Source organism: Chitinophaga pendula, assembly GCF_020386615.1.
Lineage (GTDB): Bacteria > Bacteroidota > Bacteroidia > Chitinophagales > Chitinophagaceae > Chitinophaga > Chitinophaga pendula.
The window spans coordinates 1075836-1100890 of sequence record NZ_CP077769.1 but is presented as its reverse complement, the minus strand read 5'-3'; the positions used below and the strand labels follow the sequence as shown (position 1 = coordinate 1100890).

The 25055-nt window shown below is 48.0% G+C and carries 19 protein-coding genes; 17 read left to right on the top strand and 2 right to left on the bottom strand.

What is annotated here, in order from left to right; genetic code table 11:
* The first annotated feature begins 49 nt into the window (after positions 1-49).
* Positions 50-907 carry a helix-turn-helix domain-containing protein gene (locus KTO58_RS04415; RefSeq protein WP_095840554.1) on the top strand — a complete coding sequence of 286 codons (858 nt, stop codon included), beginning with the start codon at positions 50-52 and terminating at the stop codon, positions 905-907.
* Between the two features lie 66 nt (positions 908-973).
* Here KTO58_RS04415 and KTO58_RS04410 read toward each other — a convergent pair whose 3' ends face one another.
* Positions 974-3718, bottom strand: coding sequence for a putative LPS assembly protein LptD (locus KTO58_RS04410; protein ID WP_157753189.1), 2745 nt, complete (start codon positions 3716-3718; stop codon positions 974-976).
* Between the two features lie 218 nt (positions 3719-3936).
* On the opposite strand from KTO58_RS04410, the gene KTO58_RS04405 reads away from it, so the two are divergent.
* The 9 genes from KTO58_RS04405 (at position 3937) to KTO58_RS04365 (ending at position 15788) form a co-directional block, all read left to right on the top strand.
* A complete protein-coding gene (locus KTO58_RS04405) occupies positions 3937-5259 on the top strand; it encodes an N-acetylmuramoyl-L-alanine amidase family protein (RefSeq protein WP_157753190.1) in 1323 nt (440 codons plus the stop codon).
* 101 nt (positions 5260-5360) lie between these two features.
* Positions 5361-6362 carry an MlaD family protein gene (locus KTO58_RS04400; protein ID WP_095840557.1) on the top strand — a complete coding sequence of 334 codons (1002 nt, stop codon included), beginning with the start codon at positions 5361-5363 and terminating at the stop codon, positions 6360-6362.
* Positions 6359-8248 (top strand): OstA-like protein, encoded by a 1890-nt coding sequence (locus tag KTO58_RS04395; protein ID WP_095840558.1) that lies wholly within the window; start codon positions 6359-6361, stop codon positions 8246-8248. The genes KTO58_RS04400 and KTO58_RS04395 overlap by 4 nt, the downstream gene beginning before the upstream one ends.
* Positions 8249-8395: 147 nt before the next feature.
* On the top strand, positions 8396-9622 hold the full coding sequence (gene nhaA / locus KTO58_RS04390; protein ID WP_225860050.1) for a Na+/H+ antiporter NhaA: 1227 nt from the start codon (positions 8396-8398) through the stop codon (positions 9620-9622).
* A 266-nt stretch (positions 9623-9888) separates the two neighbouring features.
* Positions 9889-10413, top strand: a complete 525-nt coding sequence (locus KTO58_RS04385; RefSeq protein ID WP_095840559.1) for a hypothetical protein — start codon at positions 9889-9891, stop codon at positions 10411-10413.
* A gap of 202 nt (positions 10414-10615) precedes the next feature.
* A complete protein-coding gene (locus KTO58_RS04380; RefSeq protein ID WP_095840560.1) occupies positions 10616-12160 on the top strand; it encodes an NAD(P)H-hydrate dehydratase in 1545 nt (514 codons plus the stop codon).
* Between the two features lie 76 nt (positions 12161-12236).
* Positions 12237-14456, top strand: a complete 2220-nt coding sequence (locus KTO58_RS04375) for a sodium-translocating pyrophosphatase (protein ID WP_095840561.1) — start codon at positions 12237-12239, stop codon at positions 14454-14456.
* A gap of 142 nt (positions 14457-14598) precedes the next feature.
* Positions 14599-15012: an Rrf2 family transcriptional regulator gene (locus KTO58_RS04370; RefSeq protein WP_095840562.1), complete on the top strand. Its 414-nt coding sequence runs from the start codon at positions 14599-14601 to the stop codon at positions 15010-15012.
* A gap of 134 nt (positions 15013-15146) precedes the next feature.
* Positions 15147-15788 (top strand): NAD(P)-dependent oxidoreductase, encoded by a 642-nt coding sequence (locus KTO58_RS04365; protein ID WP_095840563.1) that lies wholly within the window; start codon positions 15147-15149, stop codon positions 15786-15788.
* Between the two features lie 68 nt (positions 15789-15856).
* Here KTO58_RS04365 and KTO58_RS04360 read toward each other — a convergent pair whose 3' ends face one another.
* Positions 15857-16849: a helix-turn-helix transcriptional regulator gene (locus KTO58_RS04360; RefSeq protein WP_095840564.1), complete on the bottom strand. Its 993-nt coding sequence runs from the start codon at positions 16847-16849 to the stop codon at positions 15857-15859.
* Positions 16850-16989: 140 nt separating this feature from the next.
* Here KTO58_RS04360 and KTO58_RS04355 point away from each other — a divergent pair, with 140 nt between their 5' ends.
* The 7 genes from KTO58_RS04355 (at position 16990) to KTO58_RS04325 (ending at position 25008) form a co-directional block, all read left to right on the top strand.
* Positions 16990-17166 carry a hypothetical protein gene (locus tag KTO58_RS04355; RefSeq protein WP_225860049.1) on the top strand — a complete coding sequence of 59 codons (177 nt, stop codon included), beginning with the start codon at positions 16990-16992 and terminating at the stop codon, positions 17164-17166.
* A 277-nt stretch (positions 17167-17443) separates the two neighbouring features.
* Entirely contained in the window at positions 17444-19819 is a 2376-nt protein-coding gene (locus KTO58_RS04350; protein ID WP_095841712.1) for a TonB-dependent receptor, read from the top strand.
* 20 nt (positions 19820-19839) lie between these two features.
* The gene (locus KTO58_RS04345) at positions 19840-20703 is read left to right on the top strand and encodes a DUF4249 domain-containing protein (protein WP_095840565.1); all 864 of its coding nucleotides are present in this window, start codon (positions 19840-19842) and stop codon (positions 20701-20703) included.
* 43 nt (positions 20704-20746) lie between these two features.
* Positions 20747-21355, top strand: coding sequence for a hypothetical protein (locus KTO58_RS04340; protein ID WP_095840566.1), 609 nt, complete (start codon positions 20747-20749; stop codon positions 21353-21355).
* 127 nt (positions 21356-21482) lie between these two features.
* The gene (locus tag KTO58_RS04335; protein WP_095840567.1) at positions 21483-22346 is read left to right on the top strand and encodes a sterol desaturase family protein; all 864 of its coding nucleotides are present in this window, start codon (positions 21483-21485) and stop codon (positions 22344-22346) included.
* A 134-nt stretch (positions 22347-22480) separates the two neighbouring features.
* Complete coding sequence (locus tag KTO58_RS04330; RefSeq protein WP_095841713.1) at positions 22481-22867, top strand: BlaI/MecI/CopY family transcriptional regulator; 387 nt, start codon at positions 22481-22483, stop codon at positions 22865-22867.
* 38 nt (positions 22868-22905) lie between these two features.
* On the top strand, positions 22906-25008 hold the full coding sequence (locus tag KTO58_RS04325) for a M56 family metallopeptidase (RefSeq protein ID WP_095840568.1): 2103 nt from the start codon (positions 22906-22908) through the stop codon (positions 25006-25008).
* Positions 25009-25055: the final 47 nt, after the last annotated feature.

Below are 25055 nucleotides of genomic sequence, written 5' to 3'. Positions count from 1 at the left end.
GGTGTTGCCATGATCTCACACCGGTTATTACGCACTAACTTTGCAGACAATGAACGAACGGAGATTATCAAACGACGGTTCCCCTGCTCCTCACCACGATGATGAAGTGAGCTGCATGGCCTATCACTCCAACAAGGCCAGTTTGAAGACCAGGATATCGCTCAGCAGTCACCTGTTCAGCTTCCTGCAGGAGGGAGAGAAAATAGTGAACTATGCCGACGGTACCACGCGTATCGTCCCCTCTCAGTTCATGTTCCTCCCCGTGGGCAATTGCCTGATGAGCGAAAAGATCGCCGACAACGGACACTATCGCAGCATCCTGCTTTTCTGTGGCAACGCCCTCTTCTCCTCTTTCTTCGACACCTACTATCCCGACGTGCCTGCCAACGCCGGCAGCAATGCCGAAAAACGCCCTATCGCCCTGGCCCATGACGCGTTCCTCCGGCACTTCCTGGCTTCCCTCGCGGCCATCCGGCAAACGGACAGCGCCAAAAACACCGCCCTGCTTAAACTCAAAGTGCAGGAACTATTGCTGTACCTCTGTACCAAATACGACTTTCTGGTCCCCTACTTCAAAGGGGTCTGTGCTACCAACGCAGCAGACAATCTGCTGCGCAGGGCCGTATTCACCCATATGCACCAGGCTGTCACCATACGGGAACTGGCCTTCCTGTGCAATATGAGCTTGTCTACCTTTAAACGGAAATTTGCCGACACCTTCGGCACTACTCCCAAACAATGGTTCCTTCGGCAACGCATGGAAGAAGCCGCCAAACTGCTCAGGAAAGATGGCCGTAAAGCAAGTGAGATATATGACCAGCTGGGATATGAGCACCTCTCCAGCTTCGTGCAGTCCTTCAAACAATTCTACGGTACTACCCCCGGAAAATACCAACGGCAGGAGTAAACACCCCTGCCGTCAATGGCAGGATACACCTGCCCGTAATATTATGTTACGTTCAATTATGTTACGCTAAAGATCGAAGAACTGCCGCGTTCGATTGATACGGAGGTCTCTGAGCAAGCCGGATTTCGGGTTGATCGTAATACTGAACTGGCGGAAAGTACCAAACGGGATCAGGTTGATAGACATCTGCCAACAGTGCAGATCGCGGGAGATGTACATGTTCGTGTAAGCGATCTGCTTATTCACGAAGTCAAAACCACTGTTCAGACCTACCTTCCACTTCGGTGTCAGGCTGAAGTCGCCGTTGAAACTCAGGTACTGGTTGAAGCTATTCACCAATCCGCCGGAATCCGGTAATATCTGTTTGCTGAAGGACAAGCTGTAAGAAATATCTATACGCCAGGGAATATCAAAGTCTACATATTCGCCAGGGTTGTTACGTACCATCTGCAACTGTCGCTGCTGTGCTTGGAAGGCAGCATCCGTACTCTGATCCTGTGATATCTTATCCAGCTCCTGCTGCTTTTTCTTACTCTTCTTATCACTGGACTGAAAAGAGGTACTCATCGAGATGTTGGCATTGGTCAGCCTGCCCAGGCTGAACTTACCATCCTGCCACACATAGCGGTCCACCCTTACGCCGCGGCTGTTCACCACATAAGGATCGATCGTACCATTGGCAGAGATGTTGAGCTTATCAAACAGGTTAGTACGTGCATAGATGTTAAAAGTGCTCAGCTTGAACGAGTCGCTCATCAGATTGTAGTTACCACTGATACCGAAACCATCCAGGAGTTTGACCTTTTTTTCCTTATTGGCCGAGGTATCCTTTTTCGACGCCACCTTCATTTCCAGGTTGTTGTCGATCTGGAAGGAGATACCGCCGAAGGTCCCCTCCGTAGGTACCCCGATCACTGAGTTAGGGAAATAAGATACCCGCTGCTTATCGCCGATCCGGTTATACTGCAGATCGTAATAATAGGCTTTGGCCAGGTCTGGCTTATAGTTCATGCTCACCGTCGGACGTACCACGTGACGGATCGCCTTGATCTTGGAATTTTTCTTAAAGGCATACATCCCATAGATGGATGTATTCAGCGAAGCGTTAAAGCTCACCTCTCTGGCAGTGAAGAAACCAAACTGGCTGGTCGTATCAATACCACCGATGGAGTCTACACTTACCCGCTTGGTAGGGTTCCAGCTCCTGGTGAACTTACGGGTATACCAGTATTCATTATAGCTGATACCGGGAGAGAAGGTAAAGTTCTTAAATACAGGGATGGAGAAAGAGATCGGCACGCTATGCTGTATACCTGTCTGCAGGCGGTCGAACATCTCGGGCTTCAGGAACATACTGTCCTTGAAGTCGGCACGGTTACGCAACTGGCCATTGTAAGAAATACCGATCTTATGATACCATTTCGCCCGGCCTATCAGCTCTTTGGGCTGGAAAGGATAGATGGTATTGACCGTGAACGACCCATCCGGGAAAGTGATATTCACATCCCTGGTAGACAGGTTCTGCTGATGGCTCATGTTCATGGTCAGGTTGAAAGGTTTACCCTGCCAGGTTTTTGAGTAACTGATAGAAGAACCGATGTTATTGTTTACACGGGTATTATAGTCGTATACGTTAAAGCGGTTGAAGGAGGAAGTACCAAAGTTTACGTTGGCGCTGAAGTTCACTCCCGGACGGGCCTTACTGTCCATACTGTGGTTCCACATCACACGGAAGTCACGGGAACGGCTGAATTCTGTTTTAACCGTCGGGTCTCCGAAGCGGGTGTTGGCAAAACTCAGGTTCAACCCGCCATTATATCTATAGCGCTTGCGATAGGTCGGGCTGGCGGTGAGGCTCCAGCTACCGTAAGAATAGACGTCTCCCCGCAAGGTCACATCCAGGTGCTCACCCAGTCCTAAATAGTAACCGCCATTCTCGAGGCCCACCCCTTTCTGCTGGTTCACCACAAATTGTGGCGGCAGTATACCGGAACGTTGGCCCTGGGTGATCGGGAAGATGGCAAATGGTATATATAGAGGAGTAGGTACGCCGGCGATCTCCAGGTTGGCCGATCCGGAAATGATCAGCTTATCAGGGATCACTTTAATACGGCGGGCCCTGAACTGAAAGTGAGGCGTATCCAGGTTACAGGTAGTATAGCCATTCTTGAAACCGAAGATGGTGTTATCTGGCGCTTTCTTGATTTGGGCACTGTTGATAAAACCTTCGCCATATTGGGAACGGGTATTGTATATCTTCGCTTTCTGGGTACCGAAGTTATAACGCAGGGTATCGGATTCGAAACTTTGACCACCATCATTCATCACGGGGCGTCCGTAGGGCTTACCGGCAGTATCCCGGGCAGTGGTAGCTTCCAGCACCCCGGTGGCCTGCGCAAAGTTCATCCTTTCGGCAGTCAGTTCGATCTGTTTATATTTAGTATTAGCAGTTCCGTACAGATAAAAGCGTTTATCAGGTACCATCAGTATGATGGAGTCTTTGGCCTTATAGCTCACAGGAGCATCCAGGCTATCTTTGGACACCTGGTACATATGTATGCTATCCACGGTAACGCCGGAAGTATCTGTAGCAGCCAGCGATGTGTCTGCCCCGATACCGGGCAGGGTATCACGACGCAGGGTCTTTATAGGAGTCGTATCCTTCAGACGGGGCGTTGTATCTTTAGCGGCTGGCTTTACTGTATCTGTGAAACTTTTGTTAAAAAGACGCAAAGGATGCATCGCAGGGGCTGCAATGGCATCTATAATAACAGGAAAGGCGATTAGTATACCTGCTGACAACAGGTACACTGGCCTTAAAAACTTTTTATAATTATTTTTGTGCTGAGGGCTCATGTGTCAAGCGGGCACAAACCTACATGTTTTTATACAAATTATTATCCCTCGCTGCAGGAAAATGATAATAATAACCGTAGAAAGATATGCCTTAGATGATAGTATTAGCCGAAAATTATTATTTATTGAAATTAATTATTCGTGTAAAAAAGCAACCCATTAAAATCAGAATCATGCGCTGGAACCGATTTTGGACCTTAGGATTTGGAACATTACTGACCTGTACCTTATTTATTCATGCTAAAAACAATCCTGTTGATAGGAAACAGGATAAACCACTCAAAACGATCGTGATCGATGCCGGTCACGGAGGCCACGATATCGGCGCCAGGGGTAGCTATTCCACGGAAAAAGAAGTGACCCTCGATGTAGCCCTGAAACTTGGAAAGATCATTGAAGAGTATATGCCGGATGTAAAAGTGGTGTATACACGAAAAGTGGATCGCTTTGACGATCCCCGCCTTAAAGCTAAGATTGCCAACGATGCCAAAGGCGATCTGTTTATTTCTATCCACTGTAACTCTGCCGCCAAGGTTAGAAAGATAGTAGACTACAAGACCCTTGTACGTAAAAAAGGCCGTAAGAAAGTAACCGTCAAACAACCGGTATATGCTTACTATCCCAGCGAAGCAAAGGGTACGGAGACCTACATCTGGGCTACCAGTAAGAACAATGCCAAGATGCAGTCCCTGCGTGAAAGCTCGGTGATCATGCTGGATGCCAGCTCGGAAGAAGCCAAACAGGTGATCGATGTATCCGACCCGGAGACCTTCATCCTGCTCAACACCTTGCGTAACGTATTCTTCGACCAGAGCCTCAAGCTCTCTTCTATGGTAGAAGAAGAATTTACCAAAGTAGGCCGCATCAGCCGGGGCGCCCGTCAGCGGAATGAAAAAGGGATATGGGTATTGCAAGCCACTGCGATGCCAAGTGTACTGGTAGAGCTGGGATTTATCAGCAATCCTGAAGAAGAGGAATATCTCAACTCTGCCAACGGGCAGCAGGAATCGGCGATGGCCATCTTCCGTGCCATCAAACGCTACCGCGAAGACCTGGAGCGTTTCGGCAATACGCCTGCAGCTACTCCCCAGGAGACAATGCCCGCACCTCCAGCTTCGGCACCCACCCCTGCCAACACACCACCACCGCCCAGCAATATACGTAACAACACGCCCAAAGCGGTGATGCAACCTATTCAGGAGACACCGGCCAGTAAGCCGATCGGCAAAGCAGCCACCGATAAAGGCGCCAACTACAGAATTCAATTATTGGTTAGCGACCGGGACTATCGTCCCGGCGCTGCCATTTTTAAAAAGCTAAAAGGTGATATCGACCGGGAACAGGTCATACTCAATGGTAAAAAGCTCAATAAATACCTCTGGGGTAACTTTCCCCGGGAAAGAGAAGCGGGCATTGCACTGCGGCATGCCAAGAGTGCCGGCTTCGACGACGCCTTCATCGTACTGTTCAAAAATGGTGTCCGTGTAGACATGTAAGCGATAATAACCCCCTCTCCACTTTTTCTCCCCAACATTTTCCCCTGTTTACTCCCCGCACCTGCTTTTTAACTATTTTTGCGTGAACGTATACTTATATCATGCTTAAAGTATCTAACGAAACTAAAGTAGGCATTCTTACTGTACTGGCGATCGTATTGCTGGTGTTTGGCTTTAATCTGCTGAAAGGAAAGCGCCTTTTTTCATCCGACAAAACCATCTATGCCGTATACAAACAGGTAAACGGCCTCCAACCTTCCAATGCTGTACAGGTGAACGGTCTTACCGTCGGCAACGTATCTTCCCTGGAAGTACTCGACCAGAGTGCCGGTAAAATACTGGTAACACTGACCATCACCAAAAAAATAGAGATCCCCCGCAACTCCGTAGCCCGCATTACCAGCGACCTGCTGGGTACCAAAGCGGTACAGCTCGACTTCGGTAACGCTAATGAATATCTCAAGAACAAAGACACCGTATACGCAGCCGTAGATGGCTCCATCACCGACGCACTCAAAGAACAGCTCAACCCGCTGGTGAAAAAACTGGAGACTACCTTATCTTCTGTTGACTCTGTGCTGCTGACTGTCAACTCAATCTTTGACACGACCACCAAAGGTAACCTCCGTGATGCCATCGGTGATTTTGCACATACCATGCAGAACTTCAACCGTACTTCTGCTTCCCTGAGCAATATGATGGATCCTAACAAAGGAAATATTCAGACCACGCTGAATAACCTCGCATCTGTGACGGGCAACCTGAAAAATAATAACGAGAAGATCTCCAACATACTCGGCAATGCCGAAAAGGCCACTAAGACACTCACCAACGGCGAACTGGAAGCTACACTCGCACAATTGCAACAGGCAGCTACCAACCTGAACCAGGTAGTAGCCAAAGTGAACAGTACAGACGGTACACTCGGACTGCTGATGAATGACAAAAAGGTATACAACAACCTGCAGAGCTCACTCAACAGCCTCAACAAACTCCTGGAAGACCTGCGTGTGAATCCGAAACGTTATGTGCATTTCTCCCTGTTTGGCAGAAAAGATAAAGTAAGGCCTATTCCTTCAGATTCATCAGCAACGGCACAATGATCCACCACATAAGTAAACCGGCCGGTGTTCGCTCCGTCCTTCTGCTGGCACTCCTATGCCTGGGGTATCTGCTGCCTGCGCATGCACAGCAGACACCCACCGAACCCAAAAAACAAGGCGACTCTACCACCGTTATCTATATACAGAATGCCGAAGTCATGAACGGCGTTAAAGTCAATGGTATAGAGAAAACCAAATTTATCGGCAACGCCATCTTCCGCCAGGGTACCACCCTGTTCTACTGCGACAGCGCCCTGATAGACCGTGCAGCCAATACTGTAGATGCCTACGGCCGCGTACATATCAACCAGGCCGACAGCATCCATACCTATGGCGACTACCTCCACTACGAAGGCAACACCCGTCAGGCCAACCTGAAAGGGAATGCCCGCCTGACCGATGGTAAAGTCACCATCACCGGCCCGGAGCTGAACTATGATATGAATGCTAAAATGGGTACCTACTTCACCGGTGGTAAACTGGTCAACGGTAAGACCACCCTGACCAGCCATGAAGGGTACTATTATGCAGATACCAAAGATGTATACTTCAAAAAAGACGTACTGCTGGTAGATCCGGAATATACCCTTACCACCGATACCCTACTCTATAATACAGAGACGAAACTGGCTACTATCGTTGCGCCAACCACTATCAACGACGGCAAGACAGTGATGTATACCACCTCCGGTTTTTACAATACGGAAAGCGGACAGGGCAATTTCGCCGGCCGGCCCATTATTGAAGATAGCACTGCCACCATCACGGCAGACAATATCGAGATGAACAAACAAACGGGGATGGCCTATGCGACTGGTAATATGATCTATCGCGACACGGCACAGAAAATGTCGCTGCTCTCCAACTACGGGATCGTGAACCAGACCACCAAAACGGTCATGGCTACGCAGAAACCACTCATGATACTGGAACGGAGCAAGGACACCTTATATATGGTGGCGGATACCATGTACTCCGGTGTATTCCGTCCCGATACGATCAAGCCCAAACCACCTAAAGATACCCTCAAGGCTAAACCGGCTCTCAAAAAAGCGAACCTGTCTCCCAAGGATAGTATTCCACCGGGCGTCAAAGAAGGACTACCTGCTGCCAGGAACAGCTTTGCCAAAAAGCTCGATGCGACAGACTCGATCCCCTTGCCCAAGCAGCCTGACAGTCTGCGTACCCCTGAAAAGGACACGCTGCCGCCGGCCCCTTCCAGTATCCCGGTACCGGTCGTCAAAAAGGATAGCCTCTCCCCCATCGTCATGCCGGCAGATACCGGCAAACATGCGGCGGCCTTACCAAAAGACACTACCGAGAAGCGGTACATACTGGCCTATCACCATGTCAGGATCTTTTCTGACTCCCTGCAAGGAGTAGCAGACAGCGTATACTACTCTACCCTGGACTCCACCTTCCGCTTTTTCTACAATCCCGTACTCTGGGCCAACGGTAATCAGCTGAGCGGAGATACCATCCTCATGTTCACCAAAGACCAGAAAGCCGATAAGATATTGCTGAACCAGAATGCGCTGATCATCAACGAAGCAGCTCCCGAACTGTACAACCAAATCAAAGGGAACACCATCATGGGTTACTTCGCCGGTGAAAACCTGGATTGGATGCACGTCGACGGCAACGCGGAAAGTATATATTATATAAAAGACGACGGAGGAGGGTTCATCAGCGTGAACCGATCGCAATCGGCTATTATAGATATACATTTCAAAGAAAGCGAACTGTATAAGATCAACTTCATCAAACAGCCGGAAGGGACCATGTATCCTTTTACCCAACGGCCTAAGGATGAACTGCTGTTAGAAAACTTCCACTGGGATATCAAACGTAGGCCCAAGTCAAAATATGAGTTGATCGGTCACTAACGACCTTCACCACTTTATCCTGCAACAGCCGGCAACGATCCTTGTTGCCGGCTGTTGTGTTTATACCATAAGGGGGACGCCAGACCTAATCCGGCTAAATTGCTATTTTTGTACCCTCCGCAATTGTTCATCTTTAAATTATAGCCTGTGATTAAAGGAATCAAAAGCATCAAAAAGAAACTACTATCTCCGTTACACGAATTTCTGAAAGACAGCCGCGCGGTAGGCATCGTTTTGATCATTTGTACCTTTATCTCTATGGTGATAGCCAATTCTTCCTGGCAGGAACCTTATTTGGCATTCTGGGAAACTGCCATCCATTCTCCATTCCCCTCCCTGGAACTACCACATACCTTACTCCACTGGATCAACGACGGTTTCATGGTACTGTTCTTTTTTCTGGTAGGGATGGAGATCAAACGGGAATTGACGGTAGGTGAATTATCCTCCATCAAAAAATCATTACTGCCGGTACTGGCAGCGGCAGGTGGGATGGTATTTCCCGCCGGCATCTTTGCTATCTTCAACGGCGGCGGGCCTTATGCGCACGGCTGGGGTATCCCGATGGCCACCGATATCGCCTTCTCCCTGGGAATACTTTCCCTGCTGGGCAAGCGGGTACCGGTAAGCCTGAAGATCTTCCTGACGGCACTCGCTATTATCGATGATCTGGGGGCGATCCTGACGATCGCTGTTTTCTATACGGATGAAATCAAACTGGCTTACCTGCTGGGGGGCGCCGGTATACTGGCATTATTGGCAGCGCTGAACCTACTGAAGGTGAAAAGGCTGTTTTTCTATTTCCTGCCCGGCATTATATTATGGTATTGCATCTTCAACTCCGGAATACACGCTACCATCGCCGGCGTGTTACTGGCCTTCTGTATCCCGAACGACAAGCTCTCCGATCTTATACATAACCTGCACGACCCTGTCAATTTCCTCATTATGCCGGTGTTTGCGCTGGCCAATACAGCTATTGTATTTCCTCCTGACCTGGTGCAGGTATTCCTGTCTAGTATCAGCTACGGGGTACTAGCCGGCCTGGTGATCGGCAAGCCGCTCGGCATCTTCATATTGTCTTATCTGGCGACAAAACTGAAACTGGCGGCCCGCCCTGGTAAGGCCAGCTGGGCACAGCTGGTAGGAGTTGGCATGATCGCCGGTATTGGTTTTACGATGTCGATCTTTATCTCTACGCTGGCCTATTCGGAGGCGGAACTGCAGGTCATCTCCAAGATGGCTGTTATCCTGGCTTCCCTGATCGCCGGTCTGCTGGGTTTCATTTTTCTCCGCCTGTTGCCCGCACCGGTAGCCCATCCGGCATTTGCTACGCCAGGTGATGCCGGTGAAGAAGACGAGGAGGAGGAATAAGAAGAATAATTTTTTGACTAGTTATAGTGGTAATGCCCATTTCGCACGTCTTAAGAAGGCGAAAAGGGCTAGTCATGCCTGCTCCTGTCAACAACTGTCAAATACAACACACATATCTACCATATTATAAAAAATGGCATTATTATTGAAGGGAATGCATTTATTGTAAAAAACGAGATATACACCATCATCTTTACACCGGCCCGCCAACCGTCATAGATATAGCTAATATCGTCTAACAGTTACCAACATAAACAAAGAACAACATGAAAAAACTTGTGTTATTTCTGGCATTTACTGCACTAATTGCTACACAAGCCACCGCTCAACGCCGCAGCCGCTCTTCCGACGTCGCTAATTACAGTACTGCGCTGGGTGTAAGAGTCAACCCTTACCTGATCGGCTTTACGATCAAACATTTCCTGTCAGGCCCGCATGCCATTGAAGGTATTGTGCATACGAACCTGACTAACAACAAGAATGTAACATTCACCGGGTTGTATGAGTACCACTGGAATGCCTTCGGACATCCGGAATGGAACCTGTATGCAGGTGGTGGTGTGCACATTGGGGTTTATGATCGTTTTGACTACGACCGTAAACGCTGGGACAGAAAAGGTAATGGTACTTATGCTACTGTAGGTATGGATGGTATCATCGGTGTAGAGTATACATTTAAGAAGATACCGTTGAACCTGAGTGCTGACCTGAAACCATTCTTCCATTTCAGTGGTGAGACCAACTTCATCGGTGAAGAGATCGGTGGTATTTCTGCCCGTTATACCTTCTAAGCGATCTGTTCTGATCTTATGATATATAATGGAGGGCTGTTCCTGAAAAGGGGACAGCCCTTTTTGATTATGGGTAAAATGAGGTGAAAAACGTCAGTCAGTAAAAAACTTACATAATAAATCTTTTTGCCTTATTTTTATAGACACCAGCAGCTACCCGGCGCGCTAGCATCGGAGATAGAACTGTTGTCTGTCTATCAACATGAAAATCTTTTCCGCTACACAAATACGGGCTGCTGATGCATATACCATACAGCACGAACCAGTGAGCAGCCGGCAACTGATGGAGCGGGCGGCGGGGGCTTGTACGGAGTGGTTGTTAAGACATTATGGGCCGGCGCATCCTTTTTATATTTTCTGCGGCACGGGTAATAATGGCGGTGATGGGCTGGCCGTTGCGCGGCAATTGCTGGTAGCAGGATATAAGGTCTATATCTATTTATTACAATACAGTAAACATATCAGTGCGGATTACAGTGCTAATCTGGAGCAATTACGTCAGCACTATCCTGGTAGCATATACGAAATAAATGCGATCGTCGACTTTCCGGATCTTCCTGCTGCAGCGATCATCGTTGATGCTATTTTCGGAACGGGTCTGAACCGTGCTATAGAAGGGTGGATGGCGGGTATCATCCACCGGCTGAACGATTTGCGGAACCGGTATACGATCATAGCGATAGATATGCCATCCGGGCTGCTTGCTGATAGTAGTTCCCGGCATATGCCGGTGGTGCAGGCACACCATACGCTCAGTTTTGCTTTTTACAAATTAGCGTTTATGTTGCCCGAAAATGCGGAAAAAGCAGGACATGTACATATCTTGCAGATCGGGTTGCATCCGGATTATATTGCGCAGACGTCCACGCGTTTTCACCTGGCGGATGAAGAGATGATGCATACGATCTATCAGCCGCGGGAGCCATTTGCCCACAAGGGTACTTATGGGCATGCGTTGCTGATAGCCGGTAGTGAAGGTAAGATAGGCGCTGCGGTATTGTCTGCCCGTGCCTGTTTGCGCGCCGGCGCTGGTTTGCTTACCTGTTATGTACCTCAATGTGGTTATACCATATTACAGATCGCGGAGCCCTGTGCCATGTGTATCACTGATCCGCATGAACAGTACAATACCCGCTTCGACGAGGTATTGCAGCAACGGGAGGCGCCTACCTTCCATACGATCGGTATAGGCCCGGGACTGGGTACTGCCAATACTACGGCCGGCGCATTAGAGAGGCTATTGGAGACCTATCGCCAACCGATGGTGATCGATGCTGATGCATTGAACCTGTTGGCCCATTATCCATACCTGCAACAGAAAGTGCCCGCAGGATCGATATTAACCCCGCATCCCAAAGAGTTCGAACGATTGTTTGGCCCCAGTGAAAACGATTTTGAGCGACTAGCACTATTGTCGGAAAAAGCCCGTCAACTACAACTGTATATATTGGTAAAAGGCCGATATACTGCCATTGGGTGCCCGGACGGCGCCATTTATTTTAATAGTACCGGTAATCCCGGCATGGCTACCGCCGGTAGCGGTGATGTGCTCACCGGTATCCTGACCGCTTTGCTGGCACAACGTTACAGCCCCAAAGCGGCTATATTGCTAGGCACTTACCTGCATGGAAAGGCAGGTGACCTGGCAGCGGCCCAACTGTCTCAGGAATCTATGACGGCAGCTGATATCATTACGTATCTAGGCTCGGCATTTCTATTATTTCAGCCAACGAATTCCCGGTACTGAAAATAAATTTGGTGATTAGAAAAATAAATTCGAATACATTATTTTTGTCAACCTTGCATATTTAAAAATCGCTTATATGAGTATCGTTTACCTCGTTCCATGTTTTGGATTACTAGCATTGTTGTTCACTGCCGTAAGAAGTGCCTGGGTATCCCGCCAGGAGGCCGGCAATGAACGGATGACTGAAATAGCCCGGTATATAGCTGAAGGCGCTATGGCATTTCTTAAAGCTGAATACAAGATCCTGACCTACTTTGTGATCATTGCCGCCCTGTTATTAGGATATATGGGAGCTTCCCATGCTAATTCGGACTGGACTATTGCCTTAGCCTTTGTATTAGGTGCTGTATTTTCCGCTGTCGCAGGTTTTATTGGAATGAGGATCGCTACCAAAGCGAATGTGCGTACGGCACATGCTGCACGTACCAGCTTGGCTAAAGCATTACAGGTATCTTTCACCGGTGGCTCTGTAATGGGTATGGGTGTAGCTGGCCTGGCGGTATTAGGGCTGGGTGGCCTATTTGTCATATTAAAGGCCTACTTCGGTGCGGAAGCCGATACTCCGGAGATGATCAAAACCATTGAAGTACTGACCGGTTTCTCACTGGGCGCGGAGAGTATCGCCCTGTTCGCCCGTGTAGGCGGCGGTATCTATACTAAAGCTGCCGACGTAGGTGCCGACCTGGTAGGTAAAGTAGAAGCCGGCATTCCTGAAGATGATCCGCGTAACCCTGCTACTATCGCCGACAACGTAGGTGATAACGTAGGTGACGTAGCTGGTATGGGCGCCGACCTTTTCGGTTCCTATGTAGCCACCGTACTCGCCACTATGGTGCTTGGCGTGGAGACCAAATCCCAGGATGCTTTTGCCGGACTGGCACCGGTACTGTTACCGATGTTTATCGCTGGTATCGGCATTGTATTTTCTATCGTAGGTACTTTCTTCGTAAAGATCAGCGACAACGCCGGCCTGCACACGGATGCGGTGCAACGTGCGTTGAATATGGGTAACTGGGGTTCTATCGTACTGACCGCTATTGCCTCTTTCTTTGCGGTCAACTGGCTGCTGCCTGAGACTATGGTCCTGCGTGGCCAGGAGTTCTCCCGTAATGGCGTATTCGGTGCTATTGCAGTAGGTCTGGTAGTAGGTACCCTGATGAGTATCATCACCGAGTATTATACTGCCATGGGTAAACGTCCTGTACGTTCTATCATCCGTCAATCTTCTACCGGTCATGCCACCAACATCATCGGTGGTCTGGCGATCGGTATGGAATCCACCCTGCTGCCTATCCTGGTACTGGCGGGTGGTATATATGGTTCTTATGCACTGGCAGGCCTTTATGGTGTGGCGATCGCTGCTGCCGGTATGATGGCTACTACGGCTATGCAGCTGGCTATAGACGCATTCGGTCCTATCGCTGATAACGCCGGCGGTATCGCTGAAATGAGTGAGCTGCCTAAAGAAGTGCGTGAGAAAACCGACATCCTGGATGCTGTGGGTAACACTACTGCGGCTACTGGTAAAGGATTTGCGATCGCTTCAGCTGCGTTGACTGCCCTGGCGCTGTTCGCCGCCTATGTAGGTGTGATCAACAATAACGGTTATCCCCTGGGTGATGTGATCAACATTTACAAAGCGGATGTACTGGCTGGCCTGTTTGTAGGTGCTATGATACCGTTCATTTTCTCTTCCCTGGCGATCCGCGCTGTAGGTGAAGCGGCGATGAGCATGGTAGAGGAAGTACGCCGCCAGTTCAAGACCATCCCTGGTATTATGGAAGGTACCGGTAAGCCGGAGTATGACAAATGTGTGGCGATCTCTACGCAGGCCTCTATCCGCAAGATGCTGATACCAGGTGCGATTGCGCTGGTTTCTCCGCTGCTGGTCGGTTTCATATTCGGCCCTGAAGTACTGGGTGGATTCCTGGCCGGTGCTACTGTAAGTGGTGTATTGATGGGTATGTTCCAGAACAATGCCGGTGGTGCCTGGGATAACGCGAAAAAATCATTCGAAAAAGGCGTAGAGATCAATGGTGAGACTTACTATAAAAAATCTGAGCCACATAAAGCATCTGTAACGGGCGACACGGTAGGTGATCCATTTAAAGACACCTCTGGCCCTTCTATGAACATCCTTATCAAACTGATGTCCATTGTATCGCTGGTAATAGCCCCTACCCTGGCGCAACTGCACCAGCACTCCACTACTGCCGCTAAAGCGACCCAACAGAAAAAAGAGATCCTTGCAGGCCAGGCGACTGCCCATACCGCTGCCCATGTACAGGTAAAATAAGATCATGATTTCTTTATATCGTCCCCGGATGCAGTCTCAAGAGCTGTCTCCGGGGATCTTTTTTTAACAGTATTTAAGCAGGGGGATTTGGGCAATTAAATAAATCCTTCTACCTTTGTACTGTAATGTAATTTATTACAGAATGATCAAGAGCAAGTTCGCTATATCAGTTCACATACTCACTTTACTCGCCGGTTCTGAAGAAGAGTGGATGCCCTCCGAGATCATTGCCAGTTCGTTGAATACGAACGCGGCCTTAGTCCGTAAGGAGCTGAGTGCATTGCGGCAGGCGGGGTTGGTAGAAAGCAAGGAAGGTAAAAACGGAGGCAGCCGCCTGGGTAGATCCGCCGCCAGTATCACGATGGCGGAGATCTTTTCTTTGGTAAAAGAGGACCATGTATTTGGTTTTTCACCGAATCTCCCCAATCCGAAATGTCCTGTAGGCGCGCAGATCAATGATGCGCTGGACGAACTTTTCACCGCTATAGATGAGACAGTTTACAACAGGCTGCGGCAGGTGACGCTGGCAGATTTCAGTGCACAGTTCGTATACTGATGCGGTTTGGTTGTTCTTAAATAGCGGCGGCAGGTGTCTTTGTGTATAGCAGGCACATAACTGTAATATTTTTACTTACAATAACATTTCAGCATATACGTTGTTTATTTACTAATACACATAAAATTAAAAGTATGAAAGTAGCTATTATCGGGGCCTCTGGTTTTATTGGCTCTGCTTTGCTGGCCGAGGCTTTGGAACGCGGTCATGCCGTAACTGCCATTGTGCGTCATCCGGAGAAGATCACTACGCAGCATGCGCATCTGACGATAAAGAAAGGCGATGTTACGAATGTAGGGGAGCTGGCGGAGTTGATTGGCGGGCAAGATGCGGTGATCAATGCTTTCAATGCGCCGGGTGCGCCGGATGTGGTAGCGGCTTATGAGGTGGCCACGCATGCGCTGATTGCGGCGGTAAAAAAGGCAGGTGTGAAGCGTATCCTGTCGGTAGGAGGTGCGGCATCCCTGGATACGGCGCCGGGTCAGAAGGTGATAGATTCTCCTCATTTTCCGGAGGAATGGAAACCGCTGGCGCGTGGTACGTGGAGAGCGCTTGACATTCTGAAGGAAGAGAAAGAGCTGGATTGGACGGTGTTAAGTCCGGCAGCGATGATAGCGCCCGGGGAGCGTACGGGGAAGTTCCGTTTGGGTAAGGATCAGCTGATAGCGGATGAGCAGGGCAACAGTCGTATCTCCAGTGCGGACTATGCGGTAGCGTTGATCGATGAATTGGAGCAGCCTAAACATAGCCGGCAGCGTTTTACGCTGGCTTACTAGTAGTCGGTTTTTATTATGATACTATACATCCGGGCGGTGGTTGTACGACTACTGTCCGGATGTGTTTTTTAATTCAGTTTGCTGGGGCTGCAACCGAACTTTTTGCGGAAGGCGTTACTGAAGTGTTGCAGGGACGCATATCCCAGTTCGTCTGCTATTTCGGTAACGGTTTTGGCGCCTTCGAGCAGCAGGGTACGGGCATTGTTGAGGCGGTGATCGCTGAGGTAACCGAATACGGTATTCCCGAATAGTTGTTTGAATCCTGTTTTGAGTTTAAATTCATTCAGGCCGACCTGCCGGGCTAGTGCTGACAGGGATAGGGGTTCCCGGGCATGGCGTATCAGTATATCACGGGCGTAGTAGAGCCGTTCCCGGTCTGCGGCGGATATATTCAATAATTGTTTGGTAGCACCGAAGGCATTTTCATGCTGTTGGCATTGTAATGCCAGCATTTCCAGCACTTTAGATTGCAGATATAGTTTTTTCAGGCCACCTGTGAACTGGCAGGTGCGGATCTCTTCGAGCACCATGAGCATGCGGGTGGTAATGGGTTGATTGCCTTTTTCGTTGAGGCAGATACGTTTATCAACGGCGATGGCGGAGGCAAGTCTTTCCAGTATAGGTCCGTTGTTTTCAGCGAGTTGTACAAAGCGGTCGCGGGTGAAGTGCAGGCCGATCAGTTCTACGCGATCTTGTTTATTGACGTCTACGTATCCGGTTTCTACGGGAGCGTAAGCCAGGTTATGTTCCAGGCTGCCGAACGGCACTTTTTTCCGTATGCCGAACATATCGGTGGTGAACTCACCTTTTATTACGAATTGCAAGGTAACGAGGGAGGGGGTCTCTGACGCTACTATATGGAGATTCTCCTTAACAGTAGCGGCGCCTCGTACAATCTGTATGCCTTCAAAATACAGTTCATCGAAGGTGGCGGTGCCGAACTCATAGCTGAATTCCTGGCGCTCTTCCACGATGGTATTGGAGTTAAGCATTTCCTCCCGTACAATGACGTCCTCCCGGTACAGCAGTTCATTTACCTCATTGGAAATGGTCAGCGGCATAAATAATCCGTTTTGTGTAAATATTTATCCTTTTCACGCAATACCTGAACGCCTCAAAATATTCAAATTTGTACAAAAATATCCTGAAAAATTATAACAAACGCAGCATGGTTGGAATATTCAAAACAAATATTAGTACTGTGCATGATAAGAATAAGGTTATAAGAGCAATTACAGCCAACTTCAGGGTGTCTGCCTGCAGTGTAGACATAGAGGATTGCGACAAGGTGTTGCGTATTATCAGCCATGAAGAGGGAGAAACGGCCCTGATGGAGTTCGTAAAGCGTATGGGTTACTATTGTGACCTGCTGGACTGATCTGATCTTATCCTGCTTACTTCGGGTGGTATCGTTGTACCGCTGTCCCTTGTCCTGGTCAGTGTTTGGTATATGATACCACCTTTTTGTTGCCCTACTGGTACTTTTTTCTCCTTCTGCTGGTGTATGATGCCAGTTTTCTCCACATACTATTCTTCACAAAAAAAAAATCTACTGCGATAGGGGTTCCTTGCTCTACCCTCGTCATATACTCGGTAATTACCGGATGGTTATCTTAGCGGATAATATCCGGGCGAACATAAACCTATTGCCTTATATGAAGACTTGGTCAATACTATTCGTATCCTGTTTCCTATTGTTACAGGCATTTACGTCACACGCACAACAACGTTTTACCATCAGTGGTTACGTAAAAGACAAACAGAATGGAGAAAGCCTGATCGGCATTTCCATCTCCAAAGCTGGAACCGGTATCGGTACAGTTAGTAATGAGTACGGGTTTTACTCCCTTACTTTACCTGCCGGGGAACATGAATTGGTGTTTTCCTATGTAGGGTATGCTGCCTATAAGACAAAGATATTGCTGAACGGCAACAAGACCTTTGACATCAAACTTGAGAAATCCAGCAGTCAACTGAGTGAGATTACGGTGACTGGTAAGCAGAAAGAGAAAGCTGTGAACCAGTTGAACACCAGTATCAACCGGCTTGATATTGCGCAATTGAAAAAGATGCCCACTTTTATGGGTGAGGTAGATGTATTGCGTGCTATACAGACCTTACCAGGTGTAAGCACGGTAGGTGAAGGTTCTGCCGGGTTTAACGTACGCGGTGGTAATAATGATGAAAACCTGATTTTGCTGGATGAGGCGCCGGTATATAATTCCACGCATATGTTGGGATTCTTTTCGGTGTTCAATCCTGATGCGGTAAAAAGCCTCAATCTGATGAAAGGCGGTTTTCCTGCTGAATTTGGTGGTCGTACTTCTTCGGTATTGGATATCCGTATGAAAGACGGCAATAACCAAAAGTTTAATCTAAACGGAGGTATCGGTAATGTATTCAGCCGTTTATCCCTGGAAGGACCGATCCAAAAAGACAAGTCTTCTTTCATTGTCGCTGCGCGCAGATCTTATATCGATGTGTTGATGAAACCTTTCCTGAAAGGGGATATGAAGGATACTAAACTGAACTTTTACGATCTGACTGCGAAGATGAACTTCAAGTTGAACAAAAACAATACACTGTTCGTTAGCGGTTACTTCGGCCGGGATGTGTTCGGGTTTGGTTCTGATATCAACATGAACTGGGGTAATACGACCACCACTATACGTTGGAACCACGTGTTCAACAACCGTCTGTTCATGAACCTTTCTACTTACTACAGCAAGTTTGATTACAAACTGGCTTTCAGTAACAAGAGCAGGAAGAGTGCCAATGAGCCGGAGCAGGGTTATGACTGGACATCCAACATTATCAACTATGGGTTCAAGCCATCTTTCACTTACTATATCAACAGTAAGAGTAGTCTTCACTTTGGTGCCCAGGCGATCTATTATACCTTCAAACCTGGTAAAGGTAAAGGCACGGAAGGCGATCGTGTAAACATCACAGAACTGAGAGACCAGCACGGTCTGGAGACTGGGCTGTACCTGGATCATGAGTATAAACCCAGCAGTCGTTTTGGTTTGCAATATGGTCTTCGTCTATCCAGTTATTATTATCTGGGGAAGGGTACTGCCTATTACTATAATGATACTACTCCCGGTATCCGGCGGACCCTGGTGGGTATGAAAGATTATAGCAACAATGCTGTGATCAAGCGTTATACCTACCTGGAGCCCAGGATCACTGCGAGGTATGCACTTACTGATAACCATGCGTTGAAAGCATCGTACACCCGTACTACCCAGTATATGCACCAGTTATCCAATACCGCTTCTCCTACTCCACTGGATATCTGGACACCCAGTACCAATAATATCCGGCCGGTGATGGCGGATCAGTTTACGTTGGGTTACTTCTACAATTCTCCATCGAATGTGTTTGAGATCTCTGCGGAGGCGTTTTACAAAAAGACCACGGATCAGCTGGATTATATTGACAATGCGAACCTGGAGCTGAACCAGTTGATAGAGGGCGACCTGTTATCGTCCAAAGGACGAGCTTATGGTTTGGAGTTACAGGCAAAAAAAGAGCTGGGTAAGACCACGGGATGGATCAGCTATACGTTATCGCGCACTGAGCGTCAGACAGATGGTATCAGTAAAAATGAGTGGTTTATTAACCGATATGACCGTACGCACAATGTGAACCTGGTATTGACACATGAGTTTACCGACCGTAAATCACTTTCTGCCAACTGGGTATATGCATCCGGTACACCGGCTACTTTTGCTGACAGTCGTTTACAATTCCAGGACTGGGATATTCCTTACAACAGTACTGACAAACGTAATAACTATCGTCTGCCGGCCTTCCATCGTCTTGACCTCTCTTATACCGTTAAGGGTAAAGCGCGTAAGCGCTGGCAGGGAGAATGGGTATTTTCTCTTTACAATGTGTACGGCAGAAGGAACGCCTATACGATCTATTTCCGACAGAATCCGGATGACAGGACCAAAAAAGAAGCGGTACGCTTATCTATCATCGGCTCTATCATACCAGGTATCACTTACAACTTCAAGTTCTAATCATTTTTCAATCGCTGTATATGAAAAAGACGTTGCTCATTATATTAGCCTTTGCCGGTGTGTTCACCGCCTGCGAAGATCCCATAGATGTAAAAGTGCCTGCCGGCAAATCTTATCCGGTGCTGGATGCATGGATAACCAATGTTAAAGGGCCTCAGTACATTAATCTGACTCAATCCGTTCCTTACCTGGATCAGTCGCCGGCGCCGGTTATCAGCGATGCGACGATTACCTTGTATGATATAACGGCTGGTAAGACCTATCCCTTTGCCTATGCCAATGGTAAATATAGTTATGATCCGGGCGCAGCTAACACTATCGGTGTGATAGGGCATGCTTATATGCTAAAGGTGCAGTACAAGGGCGAATTGTTTGAAGCCTATGATACGATCAGACGTGTGCCTCCTATTGATTCTATCACTTATGAGTTTAAAAAGGACGGGGAATCGACCAGCGGTAAGGAAGGGTATTATGCCCGGTGGCATGCTACCGATCCGGAAGGCCGTTATGATTACTACTGGATACGTTCTTACCGTAACAGTATGGACAACCGTCTGCGGGACTTGTATTCAGTAGATGGATCTTATGCAGAAGATATATCTGACGGGTTCCGGTTTATTACGCCGCTGAGCGAATCTATCACGGATTATGATAAACCATTTAAGCAAAAAGAGAAGGTGATTGTAAGATTACGTTCATTGACAAAGGGAAGTTTTGAATTCCTCAAACACGTGGAGAATCAGCTGAATAATGGCGGGTTGTTTGCGCGTGTACTGGAGAATGTCAAGAGTAATATGGTCAATAAATCAGCCAATGGCAAGGAGCGTATCCTGGGCTACTTCGGAACTTCGGGTGAGGTAGTGGCAGAAAAGACAATTCAGTAACCATATCCATATTATCCATCCATCATCAGCTTAAACAACGATTATGAAAAGAACATTGATTGCTACCCTGTTATTATGCTGTGCCTGTTATGCCAATGCTCAGCGTATACAAACACTGTCCGGCCACGGCAAAGTCAAAGTAGGTGGTTACGGCGGTCCTGCGGCTAAATTTACATCCATAGACAATAATTTTACTGTAATGGCCGGCGCTTATGGCGGGGTCTTTTTAGATAAGAAATTCCTGTTGGGCATAGGCGGTTATACGAACGTTAATAACGTGCCTGCTACTCCATCGAAGATCAATAATCAGCATCAATACTGGCAGATGTGGTATGGTGGTTTTAACGGTGAGTATGTGCACAATTCTGATAAGCTGGTGCATTTCAGCGTGGGTGCCTTGATTGGAGGCGGGGGTGTATTCAGGAGAACCCGGTTTGAGGAGATCAACGAGTTTGACGATCATTTCCGGGATTATAGTTCTTTTTTTGTAGCGGAGCCTACTATCAATGTAGAGGTAAACATTACCACCTTCTTACGTGTATTTGCGGGCGGTTCTTACCGTTTTGTACAAGGCTCGGGTACACCTGGTATCACGGATCAGAAATTGAGCGGCCCTTCTGCCCAGATCGGGATCAAAGCAGGCGCATTTTAATAAGTATTTTTCCCATGTGGTGATTGTTTATCACCCGCAGGTCTTGCCGCTACTTCATCTGACGGTCACATGAAGGGCGGCATTCCTGTTTTATGCCGGTTCGGCTTTTTTTGGGTATATTAGTTATATGTTAGAACTGATCCATTATGCCATACCAGGGTTTGTAATATTGATCACGGCGGAAGTGATCTTTACGGTAGTGGAGAAGCGGGACCTATATGAGACTAAAGATGCGATAAGCAGTATTGCGATGGGGCTGGGGAATGTTTTTATCGGGTTGTTTACCAAGGCGATCATTTTTGCTATCTATAGTTTTGTATATCAGTACCGGCTTTTTACGCTCGGTTTTTCCTGGTGGGTGTGGATCGTTTGTTTTTTTGCGGATGATCTGACCTATTACTGGTTTCACCGCGGCAGTCACACGGTTCGTTTTTTCTGGGCATCGCATGTGATCCATCATTCTTCCCGCAAGTATAACCTGGCCACTGCTTTACGGCAGACCTGGACAGGTAATCTGACTGGTACTTTCCTGTTTTGGTTATGGATGCCGTTGTTGGGTTTTCACCCTGCGATGGTATTGAGTATGCAGGCGATCAGTCTTATTTACCAGTTCTGGATACATACGGAGGCGATCTATAAATTTCCGCGTTGGGTGGAGCTTATTTTTAATACTCCCAGTCATCACCGGGTGCATCATGCTTCTGATATCAAGTACCTGGACAAGAACCATGCGGGTATCTTGATCATATGGGACCGGTTCTTTGGCACTTTCCAGGAGGAGGAAGAGCGGCCTGTGTACGGACTCACTAAAAACATCCATACCTATAATCCGTTGCGGATCGCAACACATGAGTGGGCAGCGATCTGGCGGGATTTGCGCCGGGCCGGCTCTTTCCGTAATGCCTGGCATTATCTCTTTAATGCGCCGGGCTGGAGCCATGACAATAGTACGCAGACCACGCGGCAATTGCGGAAGCAGCTCCGTTCCTGATTTGCCACCGTTCCTCCTTTATTTCCCGCCGTTCTTCCCTGGTTATCAAAATATATTTTGCATTTACGAAAAGTATCGTACATTTGTTTACGAAGATATTCGTATATAGTATAATCATTGTATTCAGAACGCATATGAATAACGGGAAGCATATAAAACCCACGGAGAGTGAGTTGGAGATATTGTCTATTGTATGGGAAAGGGGGCCTAGTACGGTCAGGGAGGTGCATGAGATATTGGAAAAGAGTAAGGATGCCGGCTATACTACTACATTGAAGCTGATGCAGATCATGCATGAGAAGGGTTTATTAACCCGTGATACCAGTAGTAAAACGCATATTTATTTGGCAGCTATCTCCAAGGAGCGTACGCAACGTCAGTTGCTGGACAGGATGATAGATACGGTGTTTAACGGGTCTGCGTCGCAGTTGGTGATGCAGGCGTTGGGGCATCATCAGTCGTCATCGGAGGAGTTGGAGAAGATCAAACAATATCTGAAAGATATCGAACACAAGAAATAAGCTGTTATCCGTTTCCTACCCTACAAACAATATCCTTCATGAGCACATTGTTTTCTTTGGGGACTCCGATGATACAAGCATTAGGCTGGACGTTGCTACATTCTATCTGGCAGGCCCTGCTTGTATATGGTTGTCTTAAAGCTGTATTGTATCTGTGGCCTGATGCCAGTGCCCGTACCAAATATAATCTGTCTTTTCTGTCTATGGCCGGTATTTTCGGTTGGTTTTGTATCACTTTGTGGGAGCAGGTATCTGCTGCCCGGGAGTGGAGTTATCAGCTGGTGTATGATACTGAGGCCGTGATGGAGGCGCCTCCTATGGCCAGTGTGATGGGGAGTGAGGCGTCGGTGCCAGCAGACATATTCCCTCACCTGGAGGTTTGTTTTCCGTTGCTGGTGGCTTTTTATGTAGCGGGGGTTGCTGTGATGCTGATCAAATTGCTGGTAGACGTCCGGCAGTTGTATTCCATTAAGACCCGGCAGGTGAAGCCTGCGGAGGTGATACAGGCAGCACACTTACCTAAGCTGCTGTTGTTGCTCGGGATATCCCGGCCGGTGCAGGTGATGGTATCGGAGTACCTGCAGGTGCCGGTTATGATCGGTGTATTGAAGCCGGTCATCCTGTTGCCTGCGGTTATGCTCAGCCAGTTGAGTACGGAGCAGCTGGAGGCTATACTGCTGCATGAGCTGGCACATATCAAACGCAATGATTATCTTCTGAATATCTTCCAATCCATTGTTGAGACACTCTTATTTTTTAACCCATTTGTATGGTGGATATCTAAAAATATCCGTCTGGAGCGGGAACACTGCTGCGATGACCTTGTCGTGGTCCATACCGCTCCGTTGCATTATGCCAAAGCGCTCGTAGCGTTGGAGGAATACCGGTTTACTTCCAATTCGCTGGCGATGGCGGCGGCAGATGACAAGCACCATTTGTTCCACCGCATTAAACGCATTATGGAAATGAAAACTAAACATCTGAATTATAGTCAACGTTTATTGGCCATGCTGATCATAGCTGGCAGCCTGATATCAATTGCCTGGTTAAATCCTGATACCCGTCAGGAGCAGGATCGTCCGACGCTTAGCCAGGGTGAACAGCCTGTAACTGACACGGTAGCGCCACTAACGGCTACTGCCGGAGAGCGGGAGGCACCGGCAGCTCCTATTGCTGCGACACCTGCTGCTGACGTTACTCCCTTACCTGTGACGGATACGGTATTACCAGGTGGTGAAAAGGGTACTGCTCCTGCCGACGATAAGACTAACTGGGTGGTTATTAACAATGAGCATGGAGATTCGTCTTTTACCACTATCAATGACAGCAGCTTCCAGTATCGCTTTCAGAAAGGGCTGGATGTGCGAGTGAATGATGTGAGTAACAGGCCGGTGAAGGTTATGGTGAGTCCCCGTCAGTTGAAAGTGAACACCAGTACTAACACTAATATTGACTGGAAAAAGATCGATACGGAAGTAGAGACGGCGCTGAATAATATTGACTGGGGTAAGATCAACCAGGATATTGCGAGGGCCAAGAAAAATTCGAATGTCAGTGCTGCTGAAATGAGGAAGCAAGTGGATGCGGCGGTGAAGCAGGGTCTTAAGAGTGCACAGGAGAGCATGAGAAAGGATATGAAGGGTCTGCAGCGGGAGTTGGCATTTGTACAACGTGACCTGGCAAATATTGATTTCCGTGGTGTTTCGGACGATGCGCTGAAAGGTCTTGATTTCGACAAGCTATCTGAGGAAACCAGAAAAGGTTTGAAAGAAGCCAGGGCGCAATCGCAGGCTGCCATGCAGAAGGCATTTAGTGAAATGAAGAGACTACAGGATGAACGCCACGATGAGATCAATCATCCGTTCCGTGATCTGGCGATCAATGGCAGAGCGGGGCGGGTGCTGATCCACCACAACAATAAGGATATTGATTACAAGGATATGATAGCGCAGTTGAAGGGAGAACGTTTGATAGAAACTGACCGCTCTTTCTCTATCAAGTTTAAGGACGAGCAGTTGTATATTAACGGGGACAAGCAGCCCGAGGATATTAAACGCAGGTACCGTCGTTATCTTGATAATGTAAAATCGCTGACTATCAAGGGTAACAAGAGCAATCTGAGTATCAGTGTAAGTAAATAATTTAAATCGCCGCCATTCTAAACGCCACTGTTTTTAGGAACAGTGGC

Coding starts and splice junctions, on each gene's coding strand:
- KTO58_RS04385 (WP_095840559.1), top strand. CDS start 9,889: ATGAAAAAACTTGTGTTATTTCTGGCATTTACTGCACTAATTGCTACA.
- KTO58_RS04405 (WP_157753190.1), top strand. CDS start 3,937: ATGCGCTGGAACCGATTTTGGACCTTAGGATTTGGAACATTACTGACC.
- KTO58_RS04375 (WP_095840561.1), top strand. CDS start 12,237: ATGAGTATCGTTTACCTCGTTCCATGTTTTGGATTACTAGCATTGTTG.
- KTO58_RS04325 (WP_095840568.1), top strand. CDS start 22,906: ATGAGCACATTGTTTTCTTTGGGGACTCCGATGATACAAGCATTAGGC.
- KTO58_RS04365 (WP_095840563.1), top strand. CDS start 15,147: ATGAAAGTAGCTATTATCGGGGCCTCTGGTTTTATTGGCTCTGCTTTG.
- KTO58_RS04345 (WP_095840565.1), top strand. CDS start 19,840: ATGAAAAAGACGTTGCTCATTATATTAGCCTTTGCCGGTGTGTTCACC.
- KTO58_RS04340 (WP_095840566.1), top strand. CDS start 20,747: ATGAAAAGAACATTGATTGCTACCCTGTTATTATGCTGTGCCTGTTAT.
- KTO58_RS04380 (WP_095840560.1), top strand. CDS start 10,616: ATGAAAATCTTTTCCGCTACACAAATACGGGCTGCTGATGCATATACC.
- KTO58_RS04360 (WP_095840564.1), bottom strand. CDS start 16,849: ATGCCGCTGACCATTTCCAATGAGGTAAATGAACTGCTGTACCGGGAG.
- KTO58_RS04350 (WP_095841712.1), top strand. CDS start 17,444: ATGAAGACTTGGTCAATACTATTCGTATCCTGTTTCCTATTGTTACAG.
- KTO58_RS04400 (WP_095840557.1), top strand. CDS start 5,361: ATGCTTAAAGTATCTAACGAAACTAAAGTAGGCATTCTTACTGTACTG.
- KTO58_RS04395 (WP_095840558.1), top strand. CDS start 6,359: ATGATCCACCACATAAGTAAACCGGCCGGTGTTCGCTCCGTCCTTCTG.
- KTO58_RS04415 (WP_095840554.1), top strand. CDS start 50: ATGAACGAACGGAGATTATCAAACGACGGTTCCCCTGCTCCTCACCAC.
- KTO58_RS04330 (WP_095841713.1), top strand. CDS start 22,481: ATGAATAACGGGAAGCATATAAAACCCACGGAGAGTGAGTTGGAGATA.
- KTO58_RS04335 (WP_095840567.1), top strand. CDS start 21,483: ATGTTAGAACTGATCCATTATGCCATACCAGGGTTTGTAATATTGATC.
- KTO58_RS04370 (WP_095840562.1), top strand. CDS start 14,599: ATGATCAAGAGCAAGTTCGCTATATCAGTTCACATACTCACTTTACTC.